Genomic DNA, 23,129 nt, shown 5'->3' on the forward strand with positions numbered 1-23,129 from the left:
ATTCCTATTTAGTGAGGAGTTGTATCATGACATCAAATCTTCAAGCCTGCTCGCCGCAAACATCTGCCCCTCAAAGCTTTGCGGCTGTGCTGGCCCGCATGCCCCGCGCGCCAGTGCCGAGGGCGAACCGCGCCGCATGCCAGCGTGTGCGTGAAACCACCTGCCAGATTTACACACAGATCGTGGATCAGGATGCGGTCCGCCGCAACCGGCGTCACGCCATGCTGCATATCCGCCAGATCGCGCTCTATGTCAGCCATGTCGCTTTGTCCCTGCCCATGTGGCAGGTGGCCATTTGCTTCGGGCGGGATCAATCGACGGCCAGCCTGACCTGCCAACAGGTGGAAGATCGCCGCGATGATCCTGGCTTCGATGCTTTCGTGACCATGGTGGAAGAGGCCGTCAAACCGCTTCTGGAGACAATCGAGGCCGAACCCCATGCGTGAGACAGACCCCAACAACACCGAAAAGAACCATTCCTCACTTGTGCGGCTTCTCCGTTTCATCGGCAGCAAGCCTGCTGTGATCATGGAGAGGGGAGGCGATCTTGATGTCTCCACTGAGAGTGCCGATCAACCACGCCGGTTCGATCGGCAGGTGGTCGATCTGGGCGTGTCCGCCGGCTTGCTGGTTCTGGATGGCAACCGCCTCCGCGCGCAGCCCGCCACATCAAGTGCCTTCCTCAAGCGCGCTATGGTCAAGGAGCATGATGAGATCTTTCAGGAGCAGCATCGCCTCTGCGATGTCGTTTCCATAGACATCGATGGCACAAAGCAAACGGCGCGGCGCAACGAACTGTCCTCACCGCTGTCAGCTTTGCTGCGGCTGAAAGACCGCGACGGGAAGCTCTTTTTTCCAGCGGATGCGCTGGAAGCGGGCGAAAGGCTGGCCGCCGATTTCCATCGTGGCCAACTCAGCCCAAGGATCACATCGTGCTGGGAGCCACGGCTGGCAAAGCGCACCAAGGGCCAAGGCAATGGCGCGCAGGATATCAGCGATACCGCCATGGCCGCCCGCATCCGGTTTTCAAAGGCCACCGAGGCCATGGGCCCAGAACTGGCCGGCGTCGCTATTGATGTCTGCTGTTTTGAAAAGGGTCTGGAACTGGTGGAGCGTGAGCGGCAATGGCCGGTGCGCTCAGCAAAGCTCATGCTGCGCACGGCCCTGCAGGCGCTGTCACGGCACTATTCACCGCCAAACCCCACAAGCCGCAAGCGAGACAGCCACCATTGGGGTGCCGATGGCTATCGGCCAGATCTGTGAGACAATCCCGAAACCATCAGGCGGCGAGCAGCTGTGCCTCGCCGCGGATGCGGTTGATCATGGAGCGCAGGCCGTTGGCGCGCTGCGCGGAGAGGTGTTCCACAAGACCAATCTTGCCGAAAACCTCGATGGCGTCGAGACCCGCAATCTCAGAGGCGTGTTTTCCCGAGTAGACGGCAAGCACGATGGCCACCAATCCGCGCACGATATGCGCATCGGAATCACCCTCGAAGGTCAATACCGGGTCGCTCGCGCCGTCGCTGTGGCTCACAAGCCAGACCTGACTTGCGCAGCCCTGAACCTTGTTGGCCGCGCTCTTCTTCTCTTCGGAGAGATCAGGCAACGCCTTGCCGAGTTCGATCACGTAGCGATAACGGTCTTCCCAGTCATCCAGAAAGGCAAAGTCATCGAGTATCTTGTCTAGGGAAGCCATGCTGCGCCATCCGTTTATCGTGCCGGTTCACCAGCATATAGGCCAAACCAAACCCCAATTGAACCGCTCAGCACAAAAAAAGCCCTGCTACGAAGCTAATCGTAGCAGGGTTACAGTCAGGGCAGTCAGGCTGCCCCAGGGAAGGGCTGCAAGCGGAAGGAATGTATTGAATTGCGTTGGCAGTAGATCAGGGTGCCGGGCGGCGCTGGGGCATCGGCACGTATGGCTGTGATTTGATGGTGCCGGTTTTGATGTCGTCGCTGTTGTCGGAAATATTGATAGGTGCGATGGCGGGTGCTGCGGCAGGGGCATGTGTCGGCGAGGGTGCCGCATCGGCAATTTTCGGCTGTTCGTCGCTGCCAGCCAACTGGGCGTCGATCAGCTGATAGGCAACCTTTGCGCCTTCGCGGGCTCTTTCACCCAGCGCATGAAATGTTTCTGCACCCTTCACGCAAACGTCGGGCTTTTCCACGCAGATGGCGGAGACATATTTGTAGGCTTCGCTGGCTGCTGATACAGCACCGGCGACATTCATCTGGGAATTTGGATTGTTGCTGTCACTGGAGCCGCCAAAATAGGACAATGCAACCAGAACCAGCGAAAACCAGATCGACCCCTTGATCAAGAACCACATTGCGACACCACCCTGTTTGACGTTGCCCTTTGCGGGTCATCCGTGTTGCCCTGTTTCTCGGGCTTGGAATCACCCTAGAACCAACAGACCAACAGCCATTTGCAAAAACCGGCACAATTTAATTCAAATTGTATCGATTTGTTCCGTAACTGAACCCCGATTGCAATTTCGCTACAAGTTTAACGGCTGGTGTTAAGCATAATTGCGGCGGTCGCCAGCAATTGCAGGGGATAAGGGTGCCCACGCCTGCCACAAAGATTAACGCGAAACGAAAAATCTAACAAAATCCTTTGCTTACCCGTCATTAACCATGAAAGACAAAGTCTGCCCCAAATGCCCCGAAACGGGATTATGCCGGGGTTTAAAGGGGCCGGGAGCCCTCAGGTTTAGGCTTTCCTTAAGCCGCGGCCCTCTATTGTCGGCCATGGTTAAGGGCTGCGTCGCCCGTCAGAATTCGGTGTTTAGGTATTGCGTAAAATTACGGAAAAAGCGATTGCGCTGATTGATCATGCCTCTGGCGTGTGGCTTTCGCGCATGGAAGAAGACGCCAGCGCGCGGATCGCAACGGTCCACGCCCTGCGCCGTCTTGTCGTGTCAGGCATGGCCGCCTTGCTGATCGTACCTGCTGCTTTCTGCCTCGCATTCTCCGTCTCCGTCGCATTGCCACTGGGCGTTGCAACAGTCTTTGCCGTTTTTCTCGCCGCTGCCGCTTCGCTTCTGGCCCTACACAGGCCAAAGCGCCCGCAGGAGCAGGACATGTCCGCTGCGCCTGCAGGCGATGTCATGCTGCGCGCCACACAGGTGCCCGGCCTGTTGCTGGTGTTTGATGAGCACGGCGTGGTCAAAAGCGTGTCCGGACGCGATGTCGGCCAGTTTCCACCAACCTTCCAGCATTGCGCTGGTCATATCTTTGCCGAACTGGTTCATGTGTCGGATCGCATCGCTCTCATGCAGGCGTTTGACGCCTTGCGCCAAGGCAATGAGCATTCGGTTGCCGAACTGCGCTTCGATACGCCGGTCGCCTCCCGCCAGACCCAGTTTTTGCACGGTCGTATCGACATGACGGCAGAGCGGGACCCGTCGGGCCGGCTCACAGCCGTCATCGGCCAGCTTCGCGATGTGACGGAGAAGGAAATCCTGCGCAAGGAAGTGGTCCGCAAGGCAGCGGAAGCCGAATCGGCCAATGATGCCAAGTCGCGTTTTCTGGCAGCCGTCAGCCATGAGCTGCGCACGCCGCTCAATGCCGTTCTCGGATTTTCGGATATCCTCGCGGGCGAGTATTTCGGCAAGCTCGAAAATGATCGTCAGCGCGAATATGTCTCTCTGATCCGCCAGTCCGGCGCGCATCTTCTGTCGGTGGTCAACACCATGCTGGATATGAGCAAGCTGGAAGCGGGCCGTTACGAGCTGCTGATGGAGCCCTTCCTCATCTCCGATGCCATTGCCACCTGCGAGGGCATGCTCGGTCTTCAGGCAAAGCAGAAGGGCCTGACCCTCACCAGCCGCATTCAGCGCGAAATCGGTGAAGTCGTTGCCGATCAGCGCGCCGTTCAACAGGTTCTTATCAATCTTGCTGGCAACGCCATAAAGTTTACCGAATCGGGCGGTGTTGTCACCATCGACGCATCGTTGGAGGGTGCCATGTTGAAGCTGACCGTCAGCGATACGGGCATTGGCATTGCCGCAGACAAGATGGCGTTTCTCGGCCAGCCTTTCATGCAGGTGCAGAACGAGTATACACGCCGCTTTGAGGGCACAGGCCTCGGCCTTGCGCTGGTCAAGGGTCTGGTTGCCCTGCACGGCGGAAGCTTTGCAATGAGCAGCCGCGCCGGTGAAGGCACGGTTGTCACGATCCTCTTGCCAGCCGATGGCTCCGGCCAGACGACAGGCCTCGACCATGATGATGCCAAGGGCCCGGTGGTGTTTCCGCCACGCCTCAAGCAACAGGTCGCAGGTGCAGACAGAATGATGAAGGAGGACGTTGCGGATGGCGGCGCCAAAGCGAAAATCGCCTAGGAAAACTCCGGCCCGCAAGGAGCCGGGTGTCGTTTCCGTGGCCGCTCTGGCCGTGGGGCAACAGATTCTGCGTCACCCCAAACTGGTCGGCGGTTGCACGGCCTTTTTCGTCGTGTTCGGTTTCGTCGCCGCCAATGCGCTCTGGTATCAGCCGGGGCATCACCCATCACCCTTCATGCGCACGCGCGATGAAGAAAATCCAAACGGCATTCCCGGTTATCGCCTGGCATCCGGCCTCGGCGAACAGGGCAACGTCACCACCTTCCGCATCGAGCGCCAGACCGAAGCGCCGAAGCCATCGGCCATGCCGGCAGCCGGTAATCCAGATGAAGCGCCAGCCCTTCCGGCTCTGCCCGCGCATGCTTCGAGCGGGGCCGCAGCCCAGGGCCCGTCTCAACTCGTCACCGATATCCAGCGCGAGCTTGCCCGTCGCGGCCTTTACGAAGGCGTGGCAGACGGCATGACCGGCCCCCGCACCACCGCCGCCATTCTGTTCTTTGAAGAAACCGTCGGCATGGAACAGACCGGCGAGCCGACGACCCGTGTTCTCTCGGCCCTGAAAATTGACAGTGCCACCACCGTTGCCGCCATCCCCAAAGCCCTGCCGAAGGATCGGCCCGCCGCTGCCAATTCCGGCGGCGTCGCCATCGATCCCGTAGCCGCTGCGATTAAGAACGCTGAGGCTGAAAAGCCAAAGGCGCAGTCGGTTTCGCTGACAACGCAAAAGCCGCACACGCCCGTCACAAACGATCTTGTCGCCAAGATCCAGCAGGGCCTTGTCAACATTGCCTATGCGGATGTGAAGGTGGATGGCATGGCAGGCGAGCAGACGCGTCAGGCCATTCGCAACTTTGAAAAACACTATCGCCTGCCCGAAACCGGCGAGCCCAGCGAGGCCGTGCTGAAAAAGCTGAAATCCATCGGCGCTTTGTGATATCGCATTCCCATGCGCATCAAATCCGAGATTTTTGTTTCAGCACTGATACGGCGCGTTTTTTCCGCCGGTGATTTCGCCGCCGTGGAACGCAAGGGTGCCGATGCGGCAGGCGCAATCTTCATTCGCCAGCGCCTTCGCAACGGCGTGGAAAATCTCTACAGCCCCGCGCCCCAAAGCTTTTCCGATAATGAAGAGGGGAGCGCAGACCGCCGTTTCGAACTGCGGCTAGGCCACGCGGATGCCGCCGATGTTGAGGCCGTGCTGGAAAAAGAGCGCCGCTTCGATAGCGACCTCTGGGTCGTGGAGATTGAGACAGAGACCGTCGAAGGTCTGTTCAACGTCGTTTCAGGGTAATCCAGCGCCTTAGCGCCGGACCACCAGCCGCGCCATATCTATCTGTTCCTGAAGCTCCCGCGTGGTTTCCCGGCTTGGATCGACAGTATAGCTGTCTGCCCGGCGCCAGCTCTCGATGCGGTCTTCGCATTCACCAATGTCCAGTTTGTCCAGCATGGCTTCGGCGCGCGTCATGTCGCCTTCCTGCGCCTTGAGGTGCGGATAGAAGCTTTCCAGTACAAAGGCTGCATCGGCAAAATCCATGCCCACGCCAATCATGGTCGTGGCCAGTTGCTGGCCGGAAATATCCAGCATGATACGTTCCGACAGCCAGTGGCTTGCCGAAAGGGAATCGGAAAGCGCCGTGGAGAATTGCCGTGCATTGCGCTCGCGGGCAAAGCGTACCAGCAGGGCTTCCTGCACGTCTGTCAGGCGGCGCACGCCCAGCGTATCGCTGACCGGACGGTGAAGCTGGCGCGCCATGGTGCGGAGCTGGCGACGCAGATCCTCTTCGCGCTCGGCAATCGACTTCTCAAGGCTCGGCGCGGGCTCGGCAGGTGCCGCGTTCTTTCGGGCCGAAGCAGGGATGGGATTGTGCGAGTGGCGCAGGCCAACCAGCGCATCGACAACGGTGGGCGAAAGATCATCCCGGCGCACGATGGTGCGCGCATGCGCGCCGCCCTGGGTGCGGGCAATGGCAATCAGCGTATCGTCATCAAGGCATTTGGAAGAAACGAGAAAGGGTGCAGACAGCCCGATCGGTTGACTGGCGATGAAGAAGGCAACGGCCGAGGGCACGTTGGGGTTCTGCGACAAGGCCGCAACCGCATCCCGCTTTGCCTCTGGCGTAGAGGCGGCAAACAGCGGCATGAACAGCTCTGCAAACTGCCGGAGCTCTGATTTGGATGGATAAGACAGCCCCTCGAAGCTCGTCACCGTAGCCATAAGGACCACATCCTTCTTCCTCTCGGCACTTGGCCTTTCCAATTCTCGATACCTGTCGGTCAACGCAATACCCAATTTGACGCAGAACAAAACGATCTCATCAAATTAGAGCAAACGTGTTGACGTGCTGTTAACCAGCAATCGCGCAAAGCGATTTTTTCCGGCTATTCACAGCAAATTTTAAGAGGATGTTTTGGGATCTGTGTGAATCATGCGCCAACACCACCTATGAGCGAAACGCCCGACCCGGAGGAGGGGGCTTCGGGTGGTTTAAAACGGGGCACCGTCCATCGTGCCGATGGCAGTAAAGAGCGAGCCCCTAACCGCTATCATGGCGGCTATCTGCTCTTAAACATGACGATAATGACAGCCGTCAAACGACAGTTTTCCTAAAAATAACCTGTTACTTATTGTGGTGTTTGAATTAAGGTATTGAATACAACGACTTTCAAAAAATGCCTGATTTTCAATTCACAGATGTGTGACTGCATCCTTTCCAAGAGATATCGCAATTATACTCAATTTTAATGGTTCTTACGGAAGCAAGAATATTAGAATTAACGGATGATTAACTTATATCTGTTTGTAATCTTGTGAAGAGCCTACAGATACGATGCCGGATTTCGAAATCGGAAGTCTGGATTGACGGTCGTAAACGCCTGAGTGTTTACGAAAGCTCGCATCTCACATGCCAGTCTGTGGACTGGAAATGCACAATGTTGTGGTGATGGCATTCCGCGCGTAGTTCATATAGCCGCGCACATATTCAACAGCTTAGCGTCATGCCTTGAGAGGAGAATACGATGACGGAAATCATTTCGTTTTTTGCGGCATCCCGCCGCTTCGCCAAACCCGCCAATCCGCAAAAAGCAACTGATGGCCCTGCCCAGATTCTGTTTTTCACGGGCGTGCGCTATGAGCGGCCAGTGCCGCAAATTCAGATTGAAGATGGGCGCAAGCCCCGCAAGCGCAAGACCATTGACACAACGACTGAAGCAGCCACCGGCTCCTGATGGTTCGTTGCCAGCGCGCTGGTCACGGCCATGGCGCCTGCTCGCATTTGGCTTCGCTGAGAAAACGTGTCGCTTCTTCCACGAAGCTTGACTGCGGAACCATGGTCCGCAACACGGCATAGCCTTTGCCCTGGCCAGCCGCGACAAGAATGGACTTCGAAAGTCCCTCGGGCATTGCCTTGCGGATAGACGCAAGCTGCACCTGGTTTGCCGCCAGAATATCCATCTCTCCGCCCGCAGAGGTGCGGTCATTCATGCTGAAAATCTCGTTGGATGCGCTATCGAAAACGGCGACCGACCAGAAGGGCACCGCCCCGAATGCTGCCAGCCGCACCGGTTTCTGATCCACGCTGAAGGTGCAGACGGCAACCCGCATGAAGGGATCTCCGCTGCCAAGCCCGGCTTTTTCGCTTTTCTCATCCAGCAGATGAAACGTGTTGGCCGCACCTTCCGCCACGGCCCGTGTGTAGGCATCGCGGTTGGAAAAATGCGGAATGGCCAGCAGGATAATGAGATGCAGCACGGCGGCACCAACAAGCCCGACGAAGACGGCAAAGATGACCTTAAGCATTGCCGCATCCAATCTTGCGAATATCCGGCATCTTGATGTCGATAAGCCCGGTGCTGGATGCAACCGGTGTATCGAGCAGCGTCAGCACCAGCTTGAACCCGGCAGAGGGCGGGACGGCCAGCCAGTTGAATGTCTGTGCGGAAGCGGCAATATTGATATCCATGCCACCTTCAGAACCATGCAACAGGTTGCGGGAGTTAAGCGCAATCGGTCTGCCTGATCCATCTTCGGGCGCATTGCCCTGCTGGTCTGCAGCATAAAGCGTCCAGAAACGGGAAGGGGGCACGTTGCCGCTCAGCTTGTAACGGCAGTCGCCGGACAGGCGCTCGCCGCTGCTATCCACCGACGCGGTAAAGCTCAGGCCTTCCGCCGTGCCGTAAAGCAGCTTGCCCGCGCGGGCGCGGTGGGATTTTGCGTAAGGGTCAGCTTCAATGGTCTGCGCCTCGGGAAACGCATCCCAGGCACCAATCTTGATAGAGCCAAAACCATCTGTCGCTTGCAGCGCTGCAAACGTTGAAAAGATACCCACGCCAAAGGCAATGATGAGCGAAATGGCAACAAGAAATGGAACTCGAAACACGCTGTTTTCCCGTTTTGGAACAGGTGAGGGTTACCATTGATTTCATCGCGGGGAAATGGGCAGAACGCTTCAGATGTAGGCCTTTGAAAAAATCTCCACACAACTTGGCGGCGATTCGCAGTAGGGCCAGCGCCGCGAAAAGCTTCACGCTGCAAAATCCGGCAGCGTGAAGCATGAGCACGTTTTAGTTTGCAGGGGCGGGCGCAGGTGCCGCAGGTGGAGTCTGCGCGGCGGGTGCGGTTGGCGGTGCAGCAGGGGCTGCTGCCGTTCCACCCGAAATATCGTCCGTAGCAACCGGGGCTGGCGTCATCGTGCCATCGGCGGCTGCAACGCGCCAGACGGAATTTCCAGCATCATCCGCCACCAGAAGCGCGCCGGTTCCATCGATGCCAACGCCGACCGGGCGACCTCGGGCCTTGTCGCCCTGAATGAAGCCCGTCACAACATCCTGAGTCTTGCCAGCTGGTTTGCCGTTTTCAAACGGCACATAGGTCACGCGGTAACCATTGAAGGAATCGCGGTTCCAGCTGCCATGCTCACCAATGAAAGCGCCGTTGGCATAGGCTGCCGGCATGGCAGAATTCAGCGTGAATGTCAGGCCAAGGGCCGCGACATGGCTGGACAGCGCGTAATCCGGCTTGATGGCGGTGGCGACAATATCGGGACGCGGCGGATAGACGCGCGGATCGACATGGTTGCCGTAGTAGCTCCAAGGCCAGCCGTAAAATCCGCCTTCCTTCACCGATGTCATATAGTCGGGAACGAGGTTCGGCCCAAGCTCATCACGCTCATTGATAACGGCCCAAAGCTCGCCCGATTGCGGGTTGAATGCCAGACCATTGGGGTTGCGCAGGCCTGATGCAAACAGCTTGAACGCACCTGTCTGCCGGTCCACCTGCAAAATAGCGGCGCGGTTCTTTTCCGCTTCCAGACCATTTTCAACGATGTTGGAATTGGACCCAACGGACGCATAGAGGAACTTGCCATCAGGGCTCAGCGCCAGATCCTTGGTCCAGTGGTGGTTGATCGGCCCGCCCGGCAGCGGCGTCAGCACTTTGGGCGGTTGCGTGATTTCGTTCTGCCCAAGCTGGTAGGGATAGGCGAGAATTTCGCTGGCGGTGGCGACATAGAGCGTATTATCCGCAAACGCCACGCCAAAGGGCGAATCCATCTTCGTCAGCAGGTCGTGGCGCTCATCAACAACGCCATCGCGGTTGGTATCGCGCAAAAGCGTGATGAGATTGCTCTCCTTCTGCGGCTTTGTCTCCCCATGGGAAATCGCCATAATCCAGCCACGAATAATATCCTTCGGCCGCGATGGTGGCGCGCCCTTTGGCCCGCGAGACTGCACCACCAGCACATCGCCATTCGGCAGCGTGTGCACGGTGCGGGGGGTGGCAAGGTCCTTCTGGTAAAGGGTCACCTTCAACCCCTCCGGCACAGTCGGCAACTCGCCATCCTTCCAGCCCACAACCTCGGCCACCTTCAAGTCAGGTATCAGGCTGGCAGATGGTTCAGGCAGCACCGGATCAGCACCGATCTGCTGAGAAATATCGAACTTACCATCCTGTTCGCTGCAAGCGGAAAGGATGACGGCGGCACTGCCCATGAGGACAGCGGTGTGAAGCAGTCGGCGCGCGATCATCATACTCTCCAGGCCAGTCTTGCATATTTGCGGGTAGAAGCAGCAACGCACATCAGCGCCACGCCAAAGGTAACCGCCGAAAGGGCGAGACCATAGGGAACAACAGGGGTCCATCCGTCACCAGCGTGAACGAGGCTGTTGACGAGCGCCAAAGCCAGCATCACGACAAACAGAAAAATAGCAAAAAACGAAGGCCGCATCGGCCGTGTGCGAGAGCGAAACAAATCCACCAACCCCGCCAAAACCGCCAGCCCGCCAAACACCAGCCCCGCAAACAGCAACCACGCCGAAAAATTCAGCCAAAGCAGATTAGCCGTCTGCCAGAACGCAATATCCGTGCCCAACGTCATCGAAAAGCAAACAAACGGAAACGGCACGAAAAGGGATTGAAAGGGATAAGCAGAGAATTCTCTGCCAGTCACATCACTCATAGACTGGTCTCCAACCGGAAAGGACTGATGCGAAAATTTTCGCGTGTCCTGGTTCATGGGATTGAACCACAAACGCCCCGGATGGGGATTGGTTGCGTGGGTAATGGCTGCTCTACCCCCCACTGACACCGATTAATCAACTGGTCGGGTATCAGACATCCCAAAATCAGTTCGAGATGTCATGAGACAATATATGGATCGACGATTGCTGGCCCTCAGCGAGCAGAAGCTGTCTTCACGATCATAAGGTCGTTGTCCTTTATGACGTAAGGCCCTCTTTGGTTGTCAGGGCGTTCCAGCACGTTTTTTGCGGCGTCAGTCATGATTGACCAGAGTTGCTGCCCTCTGGTTGTGCTCGAGACGACGTCACTATTGACAGTTTTCGTATCCATGATCTTTATCCTCTCAGAAAACTTCGAATCGACCATACAATTATTAATGCCGTTACGAAATCTATAATCGGCCTTGGGTCGTTAAGTTCCTATTAAGGTGTGTCTTGAACGCAAAAGCCATTGTTGACAATCCAGAACTTGTAATCGGTCTAGTGGGCCCAATTGGGGTCGACATGGACGCAGTGATCGAACATCTGAGTAACGCACTCACAGATGTACATTACAATGTCAGTGTCATTCACATCACGTCCGTCATGAATGATCTGTTGCCGAATCTGACATCTGAGGACGCAACATATGGAGACCGCTATCATTCATTGATAAAAAACGCCGATAAGGTGAGACGAGAAACAAAAAACAATGCGGCACTTGCATGCATCGCAATAAGTGAAATCAGGCGCCTCCGGGTGGAGCTTGGTACCAATCAACTTGATCAAAAAGATGCGCGCAATGAGCCCCTTCTTAAAAGAGCTTTTGTTCTACGACAGTTTAAGCGGGTTGAAGAAATCGCTCTCCTTCGAGAGGTCTATGGTAGAAAGTTTGTTCAGATATCAGTCTTCGCTGACGCTGAGGAACGGCGCCGACAATTGATGAAAAAGATCAAACAGTACCGCACAAGCCTAGTCGAAGATTCCGATGCTGAGAAAACTGCGATTGATCTGATCGAGAGAGATAATCACGAAATCGATGACGATTATGGTCAGAGAGTTTCAGACGTCTTTCATATGGGAGACGTTTTTGTACCAGGAGGTACTGGCGATCAGACAAAAGAAGTCATTTATAGGTTCATTAAAGCATTTTTCGGCCACAACGGAATGTCGCCGACTAAACGCGAGTATGGCATGTATGCTGCTGCAGGTGCGTCTCTCCGATCGTTAGATCTCTCAAGACAGATTGGTGCCGCAATTTTTTCCCAAACCGGAGAAGTTATTACGCTCGGCTGTAATGAGGTGCCAAAGGCTTTTGGAGGTACTTATTGGTGCGACGATCCGGATGTGCCGCCTCACCGAGATTTTGAGGAGGGAGAAGACGGCAACCACGCACGAAAGTTGCAGCTTTTATTCGATCTTGTTGACCGACTGGGCAAGCTCGATTTTATTTCTCCTAAGCTCAAAGCTGTAGGCGGGACCTATGCACAGGTTGAAACCTTACTCTCGACAAAGCTAATTTCTGACTCGAAAGTTATGGATATCATTGAGTTCGGGCGTATAATTCACGCAGAGATGTCAGCGATTACAGACGCTGCTCGCAAAGGCAAATCGCTGCAGGATTCTATACTTTTCACTACAACATTTCCTTGCCACATGTGCGCAAAACATATCGTTTCGTCAGGGGTTAAAAAGGTTGTTTTTCTGGAGCCCTATCCCAAAAGCCACGCCAAAGATTTACATGAAGATTCGATTACATTTTCGGCAGACGAGGCTGACATTAAGGTTCTCTTCGAACCATTTATAGGCATTTCACCTCGCCGTTATCGAGATATATTTGAAAAAAAGAAAAGAAAAGATTCGATGGGCAAAGCTCAGGCGTGGGCAGCAGGAAAGCCGGTTCCCCGCATCGAGGACCGCAGCTCTGCCTATATAGCAAATGAAGAGCCAGCGATTTCACTCGTTTTTAAAGAGATTCATAAGTTTGGGGAGCGCCTCAAAATTGAAAATGAAGCAGCAAAACAACGAACTACCAGCGACTGTATTTCTGAATGAAATCTATCGTAAAGTTAGTTTAGAACCCTACCTCTTCACCCCACCATCCGTCTCAACGCCTGCCACCTTCTGCACCGTCAACGAAGGCGCTGACGCTTCCTTCAGCCGTTTGCCAATCGAGCGAATAACCCGTGTGGCTTCGGCGGAGAGGGAGCGGGGGCGGGTGAGGGCGGGGAGGGCGTTGGCGTCTGTGGAGGCGACGACTGCGCCGGTGGCGGGTTTGGGGTGCGTGCCATTGGGCAACGGGTTCTGGATGCCGGGAATGGGGCGCAGTTCCATGCCCTGGTGGGCATAGTCCATCAGCCTCTTGAACGTCATGGCGGGCAGGGCGCCGCCGGTCATGTTGTTCATGGAGGTGAAGTCGTCATTGCCGAACCAGACGGCGGCTGTGTAGTTGCCGGTGAAGCCCACATACCAGGCATCGCGGTAGGATTGTGATGTGCCGGTCTTGCCGCCTGAGACGATGCCATTGTCCAGTGCGCCGCGCCGCGCCGTTCCTTCCACGGGAATGGTCACCAGCATGCGGTTCATCTTGGAATTGGCGTCTTCGGATAGCACGCGCTGCGCCGGTGGCTCGTCGCGCTCGAAATCGTAGAGAACCTTGCCTTCGTAATCCAGCACCTGCGCAATGCCGTGGCGGCGTGATTGCATGCCATCTGCCGGGAAAACGGCGTAGCCGGTGGCCTGATCCAGCACGGTCACTTCGGATGTGCCGAGCGGAATGGTTTTGTCTGTGCGCAGCGGCGTGGCAACGCCCATGGCCTTGGCCGTATCTGCAATGATCTGCGTTCCCAGCACATCCTTGGCAAGGCGCACTGGCACGGTGTTGTAGGATTTGGCCAGCGCCGTCTGCAACGTCACCTTGCCCGCATAGGAGCGGCCATAGTTTTGCGGCGACCAGCCGCGCCATGTGACAGGCGCATCTGAAATCAGCGTTTCCGGCTTGTAACCCTTCTCCATGGCGGCGGAATAGGTATAGACCTTGAAGGATGAGCCCGGCTGGCGAAGGGCCGCCGTTGCGCGGTTGAACTGGCTTTCGCCATAGTCCCGCCCGCCGACCATGGCGCGAATGCCGCCGCCATTTTCGATCATCACAATCGAACCCTGCTTGACCTTGTAGCCTTCGCCAAATTCGCGCAGGCTGCCTTCCAGCGCCTGTTCAGCCGCCTGTTGCAGGCCGGTATCGATGGTGGTGCGCACAATGACCGTGTGGTCTTTGATCTTGCCATCCTTGGCCAGACGCTGCACTTCGTCAAAGGCCCAGTCGAGGAAATAGTCCGGTGCCTTCACGTCTTCGCGGTCGATAACGGTGGCCGGGTTGCGGCGTGCACCGATAACCTGTCCTTCGGTCATCAAGCCGCCGCGCACAAGGTTGGAAAGTACGGTGTTGGCACGCGCACGCGCCGCCGGCAGGTTCACGTGCGGCGCGTATTTCGCAGGCGCCTTGAACAGACCGGCGAGAATGGCGGATTCCGCCAGCGTCACGTCCGTCAGGTTCTTGCCGAAATAAAACTGCGCTGCCGCCGCCGCCCCAAAGGTGCCGCCGCCCATATAGGCGCGGTCCAGATAAAGGCTGAGGATTTCCTTTTTCGACATGTTGGATTCAAGCCAAAGCGCCAGAAAGGCTTCCTTGATCTTGCGTTCCAGCGAGCGCTCATTTGTCAGAAACAGGTTCTTGGCCAATTGCTGCGTCAGCGTGGAGCCGCCCTGCACGACGCCGCCTGCGCGCGCGTTTTCGCTCATGGCGCGGGCAAGGCCAATGAAATCAATGCCGAAATGTTCGAAAAAGCGACGATCTTCGGTGGCCAGAACCGCCTTGATGAAATGATCCGGCATCTGGTCGATTGGCACGGAATCTTCGTGAATGATGCCGCGATGGCCGATGGTGTTTCCGAAGCGATCAAGGAATGTCACGGCGAAATCACCGCGATAGCGCCAGTCCTTCTTGGTTTCCTCAAAGGCGGGCAGCGCCAGCGCCAGCATCAACACGGTGCCAGCGGTGCCAACCGTCAGGGCATCATCGGCAATGTTGATGAGAAATTTCTTCCAGCCGCGCACATGCAGCTTGCGCGATGCGATGGTCACATCTTCCCAGAAATCGAGCAGGCGCGACGCGGATGTCCACAGGCTGGAATCGATCCATGAATCGATGCGCAGCAGAAGATGGCGCTTACGGCGCGCCGGTTTCTTGTTGTTGTCTTCCTGCACCTGAAACGTATTCCTGTTCGATCTCGCCAGCATTTGCTTGACGCAGCGACCTTGCGCGGGTCATTCCACCATCACCACTACTCTGCCGGATTTAGCGATTATCTCATAATCCGGTAGATTGCGATATGGCAAACGGGGATCACGTTGCCGCCCGATGCTGCAAAATGGAACGGAAATGTTAACGATGAGTGACGCGCCCTTCTGGAAAACGAAATCACTGGCGCAAATGAGTAACACCGAGTGGGAAAGCCTGTGCGATGGCTGCGGGCTCTGTTGTCTCAACAAGCTGGAAGACTGGGACACCGGCGAAGTGGTGTTCACATCAGTCGCCTGCCAGTTGCTGGATGGCGATAGCTGCGCCTGTTCGGATTACCCCAACCGGTTTGATACGGTGCCGGATTGCATCCAGCTCAACCTCAAGCTCGTCAACGAAATCGGCTGGCTGCCGCCCACGTGCGCCTATGCGCTGGTGCGTGATGGCGAAGATCTTTACTGGTGGCACCACCTTGTTTCGGGTGATCCGGAAACGGTGCATGTGGCTGGCATTTCGGCACGCGGACGCACCATCAACGAAAAGCAGGTTGATGTGGACGATTTTGAGAATTACGTTGTAGACTGGCCGTTGACGGTGGGGGATGAGCCTGCGGCACAACGGAGATGAAGGGCAATTTGCCTCGTCCTATTGCTGCCCCAACTTGCACTTAAACCATGCCATCTTTTATCAACGACCCCTTATCGGCCTGCATGAGCACCGGTTACAAGGAAAATGAATGCTATCCCGCTGCGCTGTTCTCAAAGCCCTGTGCCTTTCCGCCGCTGGCCTTTCTGGCGCTGGCCTAGTGCCGGGCGGGGCCAATGCCTCGCAGCATGTTTACGAATGCACCTTCGTGACCTCGGTGGAAACTGGTGCAGTCATGACGCAGCAGGGCACGTGTGACAAGCGCGTGCCGCCGGGCGCGACGTTCAACATTCCCTTAGCGCTGATCGGCTATGATTCCGGCGTCTTGCTGGATGAGTTCAATCCGGTGTGGGACTGGCAAAAAGGCATGGATGCCGCCCCGGCAGAGCGCCGCAAGGTGGACCCCAGCGCCTGGCAGAAGAATGGCGTGAACTGGTACGGCACCGAGATTGCCAGCCGCCTCGGCCCTGAAAAGTTTTTAAGCTACGTCAAGCGGCTGGGTTTCGGCACCACCAGTACGGCGGGCGCACCCGGCACAACGCCAAAGGGCATGGCCAGCTGGATGGGCGGCTCGCTGCAAATATCGCCGGTCGAGCAGGTCGGATTCCTGCGCCGCCTGATGGGCAACAATCTGCCCTTCGCGCGGGATGCGCAAAACAAGACCCGCGCCATCATGCCAGTGTTCGATGCCGCCGAAGCCTGGAGCGTGCACGGCACCTCAGGCATGGGAAACCTTAACGGCGATGATGGCAAGCCAGACCCGCAGCGCCCCTTCGGCTGGTTCGTGGGCTGGGCAGAACGCGAAGGCCAACACATCGTCTTCGCCCGCCTGCGCATCAACGACAAACCATCTGACACCCCCATGGGGCAGGTGGTGCGCGATGAGTTTCTTCGCGATATCGCAAGGGTTTCCGTGCGTCGGTGAGGGTGCACGGCCCCTTATTTTACGATTAATAACGCGCCGGTGCCATCGGTACGCCGGAGGTCTGGCGGAAGTAGCCTAGGTCGCGTTCGGCTTCGCTCAGATCATAGCCGAGGTCGTCGGCCTCGCGGCGCGCGCGGCTGCGGTCTCGTTCAAGATCATCGATGCGGTCGCGCAGGTTGCGGCGGTCTTTGTCCTCGGCCTTTTTCAGCTCTTCGGAGAGCCGGTTGGCTTCCGATTCCCGGGAGAGGACGTCGGAACGAAGAGTATCGATGCGGGAGCGCAGATCATAGACCCGCTTGCCCAGGCTATAGCCGCGCACAAATCCCGGTTCCATCTCAGGTGGGCAGACATTGTTATAGGCACCGCCGGATTCTCCATGGGAGGCACCGCTTAGCGGGGTGCAAAAGCGTTTGATGCCGGTCTGATATCCCTGATACCATTGGGTCTGGTTCGGTGTTGCGCCGCTCTTGGAGCAGGATTTGACATGGTCGGCAAAGCGGCTCTGCGGATTGTAGCCCGCCGCGCCATCCGTATCGCCCACCACACCCCAGTCAGCCACGCGGCATTCTTCCTTGGACATGGTGCCGCATGAGGCAAGCGTCGTGATGACGGCCGCTAGGCCGATGAATGGCAAGAAACGCATAGATACCCCCGATGAAAAACCCCGGATTTTTAAAGCATAGGTGAAAGAGATATTCCAGATGTACTGGAAAGAGTTCACAGATCAGTTCAAAGGTGAGGATATAAGCAGAATTCCGAATTGCTACATAACAATGAGATCTGCAATAGAACATAAGAAATCAAGAATAGACTGAATTAGATTGCGCTGAAGGGGAGGGGTGGAATAAGGACCGGCAGCCCTTGACCTTCCCATCATGGGAAGCATTACATGGGTCTGTGAAAGGGGAAATCCCATGAACGAGACCGTCAAGATAAACGCCGATACTGGCACCCATTCAGGCACTCAGGCAGAGCCGCTTTCCATCGCTGTCGAAGGCATGACCTGCGCGTCCTGTGTGCGGCGGGTGGAGCTAGCGGCTGCCAAGGTGCCGGGGGTGGCGGCAAGTTCAGTGAACTTTGCGACGAAGCGGCTGACGGTGGAGCCGGCGGATGGATTTTCAGCAACGACGCTCGCCGCTGCCGTCAGAAAGATCGGCTATGAGGTTGCGCCCCGCACTATTCAACTCACCGCGCATGGTTTGAAAGCTGGCGATGCGGCGCGTTTGCAGGGCGTTCTGGATTCTGTCGCCACAACGGTCAGCGTTCTCGTGAATGCCGAGACCGGTGCGGTTACCGTGGACACCATGGGCGGTGACCGGCAGCGTGAGGCGCTGGTGGAAACCGCAAGGCTCGCCGGTTTTGCGCTGAAGGCCCCCGGTTCCGGTGCCGCTCAGACCTCCCAAGACCACAACCACGGGCAGGATGATGAGGCGCGGTTAAAGCGCGACGTGATCCTGTCCGCCATTCTCACAGCACCACTCTTCGTGCTGGAAATGGGCGGGCATGTCTATGCGCCCATGCACCATTGGCTGATGGGCGTCATCGAGACGCAGACGCTCTATTATCTTTATTTCGCGCTGACCACGGTCATCATTTTCGTCCCCGGCTGGCGCTTTCTGAAATCGGGTTTTCCGGCCCTTGCCCATGGCGCGCCAGAGATGAATTCGCTGGTGGCGCTGGGTGTGAGTGCGGCCTATCTCTATTCGCTCGTCACCACATTTGCGCCGGGCTTGCTGCCTGATGATGCCCGGCATGTCTATTACGAAGCTGCTGCCGTCGTGGTGACGCTGATCCTCATCGGGCGGCTGCTGGAAGCGCGTGCCAGCGGCAAGACCGGCGATGCCATCAGCAAGCTGACGGGCCTTCAGGCAAAGACAGCGCGGGTCGAGCGCGGCGGCGCAATGCTTGATCTTGCAACATATGAGGTCGTCGTCGGCGATATCGTCATCATCCGCCCCGGAGAGCGTTTGCCGGTTGATGGCGAGGTGGTGGAGGGCGCGTCCTTTGTCGATGAATCAATGATTTCAGGCGAGCCGGTGCAGGTGGAAAAGACCGTGGGCCATGCCGTGACGGGCGGCACCATCAATGGCAATGGCGCGCTGAAATTCCGGGCCACCAAGGTGGGCGCAGATACGATGCTGGCGCAGATCATACGCCTTGTGGAGCAGGCACAGGGCGCGAAACTGCCCATCCAGCTGGCGGTGGACCGGGTCACCGCGCTGTTCGTGCCCGGGGTGATGGCCATTGCCGTGCTGACCTTCATCATCTGGGCCATGTTCGGGCCGCAGCCTGCCTATACCTATGCCCTCATCAATGCGGTCGCCGTTCTCATCATCGCTTGCCCCTGCGCCATGGGGCTGGCCACACCGACATCCATCATGGTCGGCACGGGCAGGGCGGCGCAACTGGGTGTGCTGTTTCGCAAGGGCGAGGCGCTGCAAGCCCTGCGATCCGTCAAAATTGTGGTGGTGGACAAGACGGGCACGCTGACCAAGGGCAAGCCTGAGCTGACCGATCTGGAACCGGTGGAAGGCTTCGAGCCTGCGCAGATTCTGAGGCTGGTGGCTGCGGTTGAAAGCCGTTCCGAACATCCTATTGCAGAGGCTATCGTGCGGGCGGCAGTGGCTTTGCCCGATAACTCACCCACCATGACAGACTTTGAAAACCTGCCCGGCTACGGCATTTCCGCCACCGTGGATGGTCGCAGGGTCCATGTCGGGGCAGACAGGTTCATGGTGAAGCTCGGCCTTTCCGTTGACGTATTCGCAAACACCGCGCAGCGGCTGGGTGATGAGGGCAAGACGCCGCTCTATGCCGCCATGGATGGAAAGCTTGCAGCCATTCTGGCCGTGGCAGACCCGCTGAAGCCTTCGAGCGCCAAGGCCATCAAGGCGTTGAAATCCATGGGTATCGAGGTCGCCATGGTGACGGGCGACAATGAGCGCACGGCACATGCCATCGGCAGACAGGTGGGCATCGATCACGTGATTGCGCAGGTGCTGCCTGAGGGAAAGGTGAAGGCCATCAAGGACCTGCGAAAGGGCCGAGGCACGCTGGCCTTCGTGGGAGATGGCATCAATGATGCCCCGGCATTGGCTGAGGCTGACGTGGGCATGGCCATCGGCACGGGCACGGATGTCGCCATTGAAAGTGCTGACGTGGTGCTGGTGGGGGGTGATCTCATGGGCGCGGTGCATGCCATAGAGATGAGCCGCGCCACCATGCGCAACATCGCCCAAAACCTGTTCTGGGCCTTCGGTTATAATGTGGCGCTGATACCAGTGGCGGCGGGTGCGCTTTACCCGGCCTTCGGCATCATGCTGTCGCCGATGATAGGGGCCGGGGCCATGGCGCTCTCTTCGGTCTTCGTGATGGGCAATGCCCTGCGCCTGAAAACGGTGAGGGTTTCGTCATGAACATCGGTCAGGCATCGGAAGCATCAGGCGTATCGGCCAAGATGATCCGCTATTACGAACAGATCGGCCTCATCACGCCTGCGGCCAGAACCGGCAATAATTACCGCACCTATGGCGCAGAGGAGGTGCATACGCTGCGCTTCATCAAGCGATCCCGCACGCTGGGCTTTTCGTTGGAAGAAACGCAGACACTTTTGGCGCTGTGGCAGGACAAGACCCGGGAAAGCAGCGCCGTGAAGGACATAGCCACCGCCCATATTGCCGATCTCGAGCGCAAGATTGCCGAGATGAAGAGCATGGTTAAAACGCTCTCTCACCTGGCCCATTGCTGCGGCGGAGACAACAGGCCCGATTGCCCCATTCTGGATGATCTGGCGGGCATCGATGGGGCCGATTTGAAACTCTGAAATATCTGAAAAGAAAGGACAATCCCATGACCACAACCACATTCACGGTGCCAGATATGACCTGCGGCCATTGCGAAAAAACCATTCGCGGTGCGGTAGCAGACGCACTTCCCGGCACTGACATCACCATCGATCTTGCGGCGCACAGCGTGACCATTGATGGCGATGCGGCAAAGGCGGAAGAAGCCATGCGCGAGGCGGGATACAGCCCGGAACGTGCGGGCTGAACACGTAAAAAGCCCGGGTCGTCTCAATGACAGGCCCGGCCTTTTAATGAGTTGAAATGCGTCAGATCAAACGTCGTCGAACGCGCCACCTTCGCGGGAAGGATTGCGATCGATCACGCGCTCTTCCTCATCGTCGGGAAGCGCTTCGTCGCTTTCCTGATAAGGGTCGTCTTCGCTCTCAGCTTCCTCTTCCATCAGTTCATGCTCGAACTGCTGGGGGATTTCGCCCTTCGCGGGAAGGTCATCAATATCGAGTTCGACCATATCCTGATCGAAAGCATCTTCACCTGTCGAAATCTTATCGCGCGGATCCATGATGTGTTTCCTGCCTGTTTTATGAGTTTTAAGAGGATTGGGTGGTCATGATGGCGATCATCGAGAGGTAGATGACGAAGGCCATGATGCAGAAGCCAGCGAGCGCGAGGATGATCCCGCGACCGGCCTTCTTCTTCGTGCCCTTGTCTTCTCCCGCTTCGGTGGAGGCCAGCATAGGGTCTCTCTCTTCAATTTTGGACATAGGGCTCTCCTGATATATTGCTTATCAAGAGAACGGACCAAAGGTGCGAAGGTTCCTGAGGGCTACTGTTTCAGCATCCATGTCGTCGCGTGGGAAACCGCGCCTTGAGCGGCTTTCAGGCGGGCAGAGCGCACCGGCTCGAAACTGTCTATGCGCTTGGTGCCGACGAAGCGGCCATGATCGGCAAAGACCTCGATGGAGCCATAATCCACGAAAATGCGCAGGCGGAACGGGCGCGCGCCCTCTGAAATATAGCGCGGCGTCGGCCCTTCGCGATCGTCCTCATAGCGTATCCAGAGGCCGGTTTCATCGCAGACGACACCCAGCTTGACGGTCGGGTGGTCCAGTTCCAGATCGAAGGGCAGGCCGGGCTTTTCCAGCTCGAACAGAATTTCGAATGCGCCATTCGGAAACTCGACAGTGTCGCCAGCGGCAAGCCGGGTGCGGTCCAGAATGCGATGGCGCAGGCTTTCCGCAGCGCCGATGGGCGGCGTCAGAAGCGCGCCGTTGGAGAAGATCATGCGGCGCGGCAAGGTCATGGCGGTGGGAAAATCGATCTCCGGCGTTGCATCTGCCCAATTGGCCAACCAGCCGATGCCGACAATGGTATCGCCATCCAGAAACGCCTGGAAGGCATAATTGTCAGTGCCGAAATCCAGCTCCTGGCCGAATTCCTTGACGAAAGTCTTGCCATCGAACCAGCCGACATCGGCCATGGTGAGGTTTTTGCGACCGGTTGCTGCGTCTTCCGAATGCATCAGGCCATAGACCAGCACCCAGCGGGTGGAGCGGGAATTAGCCGGGCCATCCAGCGGCAGCAGGCAGGGGCATTCCACCGCCGTCGTCTTATAGCGCGTTTCCACCCACAGCTTGCCGACATAGGTCCAGCCGGATGCCGCAGTGGGGTCTTGCGTCTCATACAGCAGAATAACCCCGCCGCCATCGCTCTGGCTGCCCAACAGCATTTTCCATAGGCCATCCGGCCCCCGGAACACGTAAGGATCGCGGAAGTCAGGCGTCAGGCCCTGCCCATCGGGCCGATTGCCCAGAATGACGTCTGCCTGTCCGGCCATGATGAGATCAGAAGAGGTGGCGGTCAGCTGGATCTGCTGTTCGGGAACGCGGTCCTGCACCTGCTCGGTAAAGAAGACGCGAATACCGGTGCCTTCCACCAGCGGAATGGTGGAGCCGGAATAAGCGCCGCCGCGCTTGTCTGGCCGTGTCGTGAGTTCTTCGGACGGAAATAAGAAGATCGGCAGATGCCGCCAACGTAGATAATCCGACGATACCGCATGGCCCCAGTGCATGGTGTTCCAGCGCAGCCCGTGAGAATAATGCTGGTAAAAGAGGTGAGGGCGGCCTTCGAAACGGCCAAAGCCATTGGGATCGTTCATCCAGCCGAAGGGCGGGCGGAAATGGTAACTGTCGGGCAATTCCGGTGCGGCATTATCCGGCTTGGTGTGGACAACTGTTATGCCGGTTTCCAGCACATCGGACGCAATGAACCAGTAGATGACAGACACGGCGGTGGTGACCGTGTCGTAGCTCATCTCAATACGCCCGCCGCCAAACACCTGATAGATGCGGAAATTATACTCATCCACATTGGTGGATGAGACCTCACCGAACTTGCCATTATGGTTGGAGAATGACACCGCCCCCGGCTCATCGGCCTTCTTTGCCTTCAGCCAGACATGGATAGTGGCGTTGACCGGCAGATCGGTTTGTATGGTGCGCACAGCGCTCTCGACCTCAGCGGGCAATGCGATGTCATTCATTCCACTATCCTTTCATCTCTATGGTTGCACAGCATAGGAACGAAAGTGGCAGGTTAAAGTTCAGTGTGTCAGTTGC

At 57.3% G+C, this 23,129-nt stretch carries 24 protein-coding genes; 12 read left to right on the forward strand and 12 right to left on the reverse strand.

The window, feature by feature from the left end:
• The first annotated feature begins 26 nt into the window (after nt 1-26).
• Together RQI55_RS09970 and RQI55_RS09975 are read left to right on the forward strand one after the other, a co-directional pair.
• Nucleotides 27-446: a transposase gene (locus tag RQI55_RS09970; protein WP_243256432.1), complete on the forward strand. Its 420-nt coding sequence runs from the start codon at nt 27-29 to the stop codon at nt 444-446.
• The gene (locus RQI55_RS09975) at nt 439-1,263 is read left to right on the forward strand and encodes a DUF6456 domain-containing protein (RefSeq protein WP_243256431.1); all 825 of its coding nucleotides are present in this window, start codon (nt 439-441) and stop codon (nt 1,261-1,263) included. The genes RQI55_RS09970 and RQI55_RS09975 overlap by 8 nt, the downstream gene beginning before the upstream one ends.
• A 16-nt stretch (nt 1,264-1,279) precedes the next feature.
• On the opposite strand, the gene RQI55_RS09980 is transcribed toward RQI55_RS09975, so the two are convergent.
• Entirely contained in the window at nt 1,280-1,696 is a 417-nt protein-coding gene (locus tag RQI55_RS09980) for a SufE family protein (protein ID WP_243256430.1), read from the reverse strand.
• A 187-nt stretch (nt 1,697-1,883) separates the two neighbouring features.
• Entirely contained in the window at nt 1,884-2,330 is a 447-nt protein-coding gene (locus tag RQI55_RS09985; protein ID WP_243256429.1) for a DUF5330 domain-containing protein, read from the reverse strand.
• Between the two features lie 477 nt (nt 2,331-2,807).
• Here RQI55_RS09985 and RQI55_RS09990 point away from each other — a divergent pair, with 477 nt between their 5' ends.
• Genes RQI55_RS09990 through RQI55_RS10000 form a run of 3 tightly spaced genes read left to right on the forward strand, consistent with a single transcriptional unit; the run spans nt 2,808 to nt 5,637 of the window.
• Nucleotides 2,808-4,346, forward strand: a complete 1,539-nt coding sequence (locus RQI55_RS09990) for a HAMP domain-containing sensor histidine kinase (RefSeq protein ID WP_243256985.1) — start codon at nt 2,808-2,810, stop codon at nt 4,344-4,346.
• Nucleotides 4,318-5,280, forward strand: coding sequence for a peptidoglycan-binding protein (locus RQI55_RS09995; protein ID WP_192063642.1), 963 nt, complete (start codon nt 4,318-4,320; stop codon nt 5,278-5,280). The genes RQI55_RS09990 and RQI55_RS09995 overlap by 29 nt, the downstream gene beginning before the upstream one ends.
• 12 nt (nt 5,281-5,292) lie before the next feature.
• Nucleotides 5,293-5,637, forward strand: a complete 345-nt coding sequence (locus RQI55_RS10000) for a DUF1491 family protein (protein WP_243256428.1) — start codon at nt 5,293-5,295, stop codon at nt 5,635-5,637.
• Nucleotides 5,638-5,646: 9 nt separating this feature from the next.
• Here the strand turns inward: RQI55_RS10000 and RQI55_RS10005 are convergent, their stop codons facing one another.
• Complete coding sequence (locus RQI55_RS10005; RefSeq protein ID WP_243256427.1) at nt 5,647-6,624, reverse strand: hypothetical protein; 978 nt, start codon at nt 6,622-6,624, stop codon at nt 5,647-5,649.
• 740 nt (nt 6,625-7,364) lie between these two features.
• Between RQI55_RS10005 and RQI55_RS10010 the strand changes: the two genes are divergently transcribed.
• The gene (locus RQI55_RS10010) at nt 7,365-7,574 is read left to right on the forward strand and encodes a hypothetical protein (protein ID WP_042618300.1); all 210 of its coding nucleotides are present in this window, start codon (nt 7,365-7,367) and stop codon (nt 7,572-7,574) included.
• A 22-nt stretch (nt 7,575-7,596) separates the two neighbouring features.
• Here RQI55_RS10010 and RQI55_RS10015 read toward each other — a convergent pair whose 3' ends face one another.
• From RQI55_RS10015 to RQI55_RS10030, 4 genes are all read right to left on the reverse strand, one after another.
• The gene (locus RQI55_RS10015; protein WP_243256426.1) at nt 7,597-8,145 is read right to left on the reverse strand and encodes a DUF1254 domain-containing protein; all 549 of its coding nucleotides are present in this window, start codon (nt 8,143-8,145) and stop codon (nt 7,597-7,599) included.
• Nucleotides 8,138-8,725, reverse strand: coding sequence for a DUF1214 domain-containing protein (locus RQI55_RS10020; protein WP_243256425.1), 588 nt, complete (start codon nt 8,723-8,725; stop codon nt 8,138-8,140). The genes RQI55_RS10015 and RQI55_RS10020 overlap by 8 nt, the downstream gene beginning before the upstream one ends.
• A gap of 184 nt (nt 8,726-8,909) precedes the next feature.
• Entirely contained in the window at nt 8,910-10,370 is a 1,461-nt protein-coding gene (locus RQI55_RS10025; RefSeq protein ID WP_243256424.1) for a sorbosone dehydrogenase family protein, read from the reverse strand.
• Complete coding sequence (locus RQI55_RS10030; RefSeq protein WP_243256423.1) at nt 10,370-10,801, reverse strand: DUF2231 domain-containing protein; 432 nt, start codon at nt 10,799-10,801, stop codon at nt 10,370-10,372. Before RQI55_RS10030 ends, RQI55_RS10025 begins: the two co-directional genes overlap by 1 nt.
• Nucleotides 10,802-11,297: 496 nt before the next feature.
• Here RQI55_RS10030 and RQI55_RS10035 point away from each other — a divergent pair, with 496 nt between their 5' ends.
• Complete coding sequence (locus RQI55_RS10035; RefSeq protein WP_279290409.1) at nt 11,298-12,896, forward strand: anti-phage dCTP deaminase; 1,599 nt, start codon at nt 11,298-11,300, stop codon at nt 12,894-12,896.
• Nucleotides 12,897-12,923: 27 nt separating this feature from the next.
• On the opposite strand, the gene RQI55_RS10040 is transcribed toward RQI55_RS10035, so the two are convergent.
• On the reverse strand, nt 12,924-15,104 hold the full coding sequence (locus RQI55_RS10040) for a transglycosylase domain-containing protein (RefSeq protein ID WP_243256421.1): 2,181 nt from the start codon (nt 15,102-15,104) through the stop codon (nt 12,924-12,926).
• Between the two features lie 184 nt (nt 15,105-15,288).
• Between RQI55_RS10040 and RQI55_RS10045 the strand changes: the two genes are divergently transcribed.
• Entirely contained in the window at nt 15,289-15,765 is a 477-nt protein-coding gene (locus RQI55_RS10045; RefSeq protein WP_243256420.1) for a YcgN family cysteine cluster protein, read from the forward strand.
• A gap of 109 nt (nt 15,766-15,874) precedes the next feature.
• Nucleotides 15,875-16,708 (forward strand): penicillin-binding transpeptidase domain-containing protein, encoded by an 834-nt coding sequence (locus RQI55_RS10050; protein ID WP_243256419.1) that lies wholly within the window; start codon nt 15,875-15,877, stop codon nt 16,706-16,708.
• Nucleotides 16,709-16,733: 25 nt separating this feature from the next.
• Here RQI55_RS10050 and RQI55_RS10055 read toward each other — a convergent pair whose 3' ends face one another.
• The gene (locus tag RQI55_RS10055) at nt 16,734-17,351 is read right to left on the reverse strand and encodes a DUF2799 domain-containing protein (RefSeq protein ID WP_243256418.1); all 618 of its coding nucleotides are present in this window, start codon (nt 17,349-17,351) and stop codon (nt 16,734-16,736) included.
• A gap of 271 nt (nt 17,352-17,622) precedes the next feature.
• Between RQI55_RS10055 and RQI55_RS10060 the strand changes: the two genes are divergently transcribed.
• From RQI55_RS10060 to RQI55_RS10070, 3 genes are read left to right on the forward strand one after another with little or no spacing between them, the layout of a single operon-like run.
• Entirely contained in the window at nt 17,623-20,124 is a 2,502-nt protein-coding gene (locus RQI55_RS10060; protein ID WP_243256417.1) for a heavy metal translocating P-type ATPase, read from the forward strand.
• A complete protein-coding gene (gene cueR / locus RQI55_RS10065; protein ID WP_243256416.1) occupies nt 20,121-20,531 on the forward strand; it encodes a Cu(I)-responsive transcriptional regulator in 411 nt (136 codons plus the stop codon). The genes RQI55_RS10060 and cueR overlap by 4 nt, the downstream gene beginning before the upstream one ends.
• 26 nt (nt 20,532-20,557) lie before the next feature.
• Nucleotides 20,558-20,758, forward strand: coding sequence for a heavy-metal-associated domain-containing protein (locus RQI55_RS10070; RefSeq protein ID WP_243256415.1), 201 nt, complete (start codon nt 20,558-20,560; stop codon nt 20,756-20,758).
• A 66-nt stretch (nt 20,759-20,824) separates the two neighbouring features.
• Here RQI55_RS10070 and RQI55_RS10075 read toward each other — a convergent pair whose 3' ends face one another.
• From RQI55_RS10075 to RQI55_RS10085, 3 genes are all read right to left on the reverse strand, one after another.
• A complete protein-coding gene (locus tag RQI55_RS10075; RefSeq protein ID WP_042618310.1) occupies nt 20,825-21,073 on the reverse strand; it encodes a hypothetical protein in 249 nt (82 codons plus the stop codon).
• 28 nt (nt 21,074-21,101) lie between these two features.
• Nucleotides 21,102-21,275, reverse strand: a complete 174-nt coding sequence (locus RQI55_RS10080; RefSeq protein ID WP_192063656.1) for a hypothetical protein — start codon at nt 21,273-21,275, stop codon at nt 21,102-21,104.
• A gap of 62 nt (nt 21,276-21,337) precedes the next feature.
• Nucleotides 21,338-23,053, reverse strand: coding sequence for a GH32 C-terminal domain-containing protein (locus RQI55_RS10085; protein ID WP_243256414.1), 1,716 nt, complete (start codon nt 23,051-23,053; stop codon nt 21,338-21,340).
• Between the last annotated feature and the right edge of the window lie 76 nt (nt 23,054-23,129).

Origin of the sequence: Rhizobium sp. WCS2018Hpa-16, from assembly GCF_031843705.1 — a bacterium.
GTDB lineage: Bacteria > Pseudomonadota > Alphaproteobacteria > Rhizobiales > Rhizobiaceae > Agrobacterium > Agrobacterium tumefaciens_C.

Coding starts and splice junctions, on each gene's coding strand:
- RQI55_RS09970 (WP_243256432.1), top strand. CDS start 27: ATGACATCAAATCTTCAAGCCTGCTCGCCGCAAACATCTGCCCCTCAA.
- RQI55_RS09975 (WP_243256431.1), top strand. CDS start 439: ATGCGTGAGACAGACCCCAACAACACCGAAAAGAACCATTCCTCACTT.
- RQI55_RS09980 (WP_243256430.1), bottom strand. CDS start 1,696: ATGGCTTCCCTAGACAAGATACTCGATGACTTTGCCTTTCTGGATGAC.
- RQI55_RS09985 (WP_243256429.1), bottom strand. CDS start 2,330: ATGTGGTTCTTGATCAAGGGGTCGATCTGGTTTTCGCTGGTTCTGGTT.
- RQI55_RS09995 (WP_192063642.1), top strand. CDS start 4,318: ATGGCGGCGCCAAAGCGAAAATCGCCTAGGAAAACTCCGGCCCGCAAG.
- RQI55_RS10000 (WP_243256428.1), top strand. CDS start 5,293: ATGCGCATCAAATCCGAGATTTTTGTTTCAGCACTGATACGGCGCGTT.
- RQI55_RS10010 (WP_042618300.1), top strand. CDS start 7,365: ATGACGGAAATCATTTCGTTTTTTGCGGCATCCCGCCGCTTCGCCAAA.
- RQI55_RS10015 (WP_243256426.1), bottom strand. CDS start 8,145: ATGCTTAAGGTCATCTTTGCCGTCTTCGTCGGGCTTGTTGGTGCCGCC.
- RQI55_RS10025 (WP_243256424.1), bottom strand. CDS start 10,370: ATGATCGCGCGCCGACTGCTTCACACCGCTGTCCTCATGGGCAGTGCC.
- RQI55_RS10030 (WP_243256423.1), bottom strand. CDS start 10,801: ATGAGTGATGTGACTGGCAGAGAATTCTCTGCTTATCCCTTTCAATCC.
- RQI55_RS10045 (WP_243256420.1), top strand. CDS start 15,289: ATGAGTGACGCGCCCTTCTGGAAAACGAAATCACTGGCGCAAATGAGT.
- RQI55_RS10050 (WP_243256419.1), top strand. CDS start 15,875: ATGCTATCCCGCTGCGCTGTTCTCAAAGCCCTGTGCCTTTCCGCCGCT.
- RQI55_RS10055 (WP_243256418.1), bottom strand. CDS start 17,351: ATGCGTTTCTTGCCATTCATCGGCCTAGCGGCCGTCATCACGACGCTT.
- RQI55_RS10060 (WP_243256417.1), top strand. CDS start 17,623: ATGAACGAGACCGTCAAGATAAACGCCGATACTGGCACCCATTCAGGC.
- cueR (WP_243256416.1), top strand. CDS start 20,121: ATGAACATCGGTCAGGCATCGGAAGCATCAGGCGTATCGGCCAAGATG.
- RQI55_RS10070 (WP_243256415.1), top strand. CDS start 20,558: ATGACCACAACCACATTCACGGTGCCAGATATGACCTGCGGCCATTGC.
- RQI55_RS10075 (WP_042618310.1), bottom strand. CDS start 21,073: ATGGATCCGCGCGATAAGATTTCGACAGGTGAAGATGCTTTCGATCAG.
- RQI55_RS10080 (WP_192063656.1), bottom strand. CDS start 21,275: ATGTCCAAAATTGAAGAGAGAGACCCTATGCTGGCCTCCACCGAAGCG.
- RQI55_RS10085 (WP_243256414.1), bottom strand. CDS start 23,053: ATGAATGACATCGCATTGCCCGCTGAGGTCGAGAGCGCTGTGCGCACC.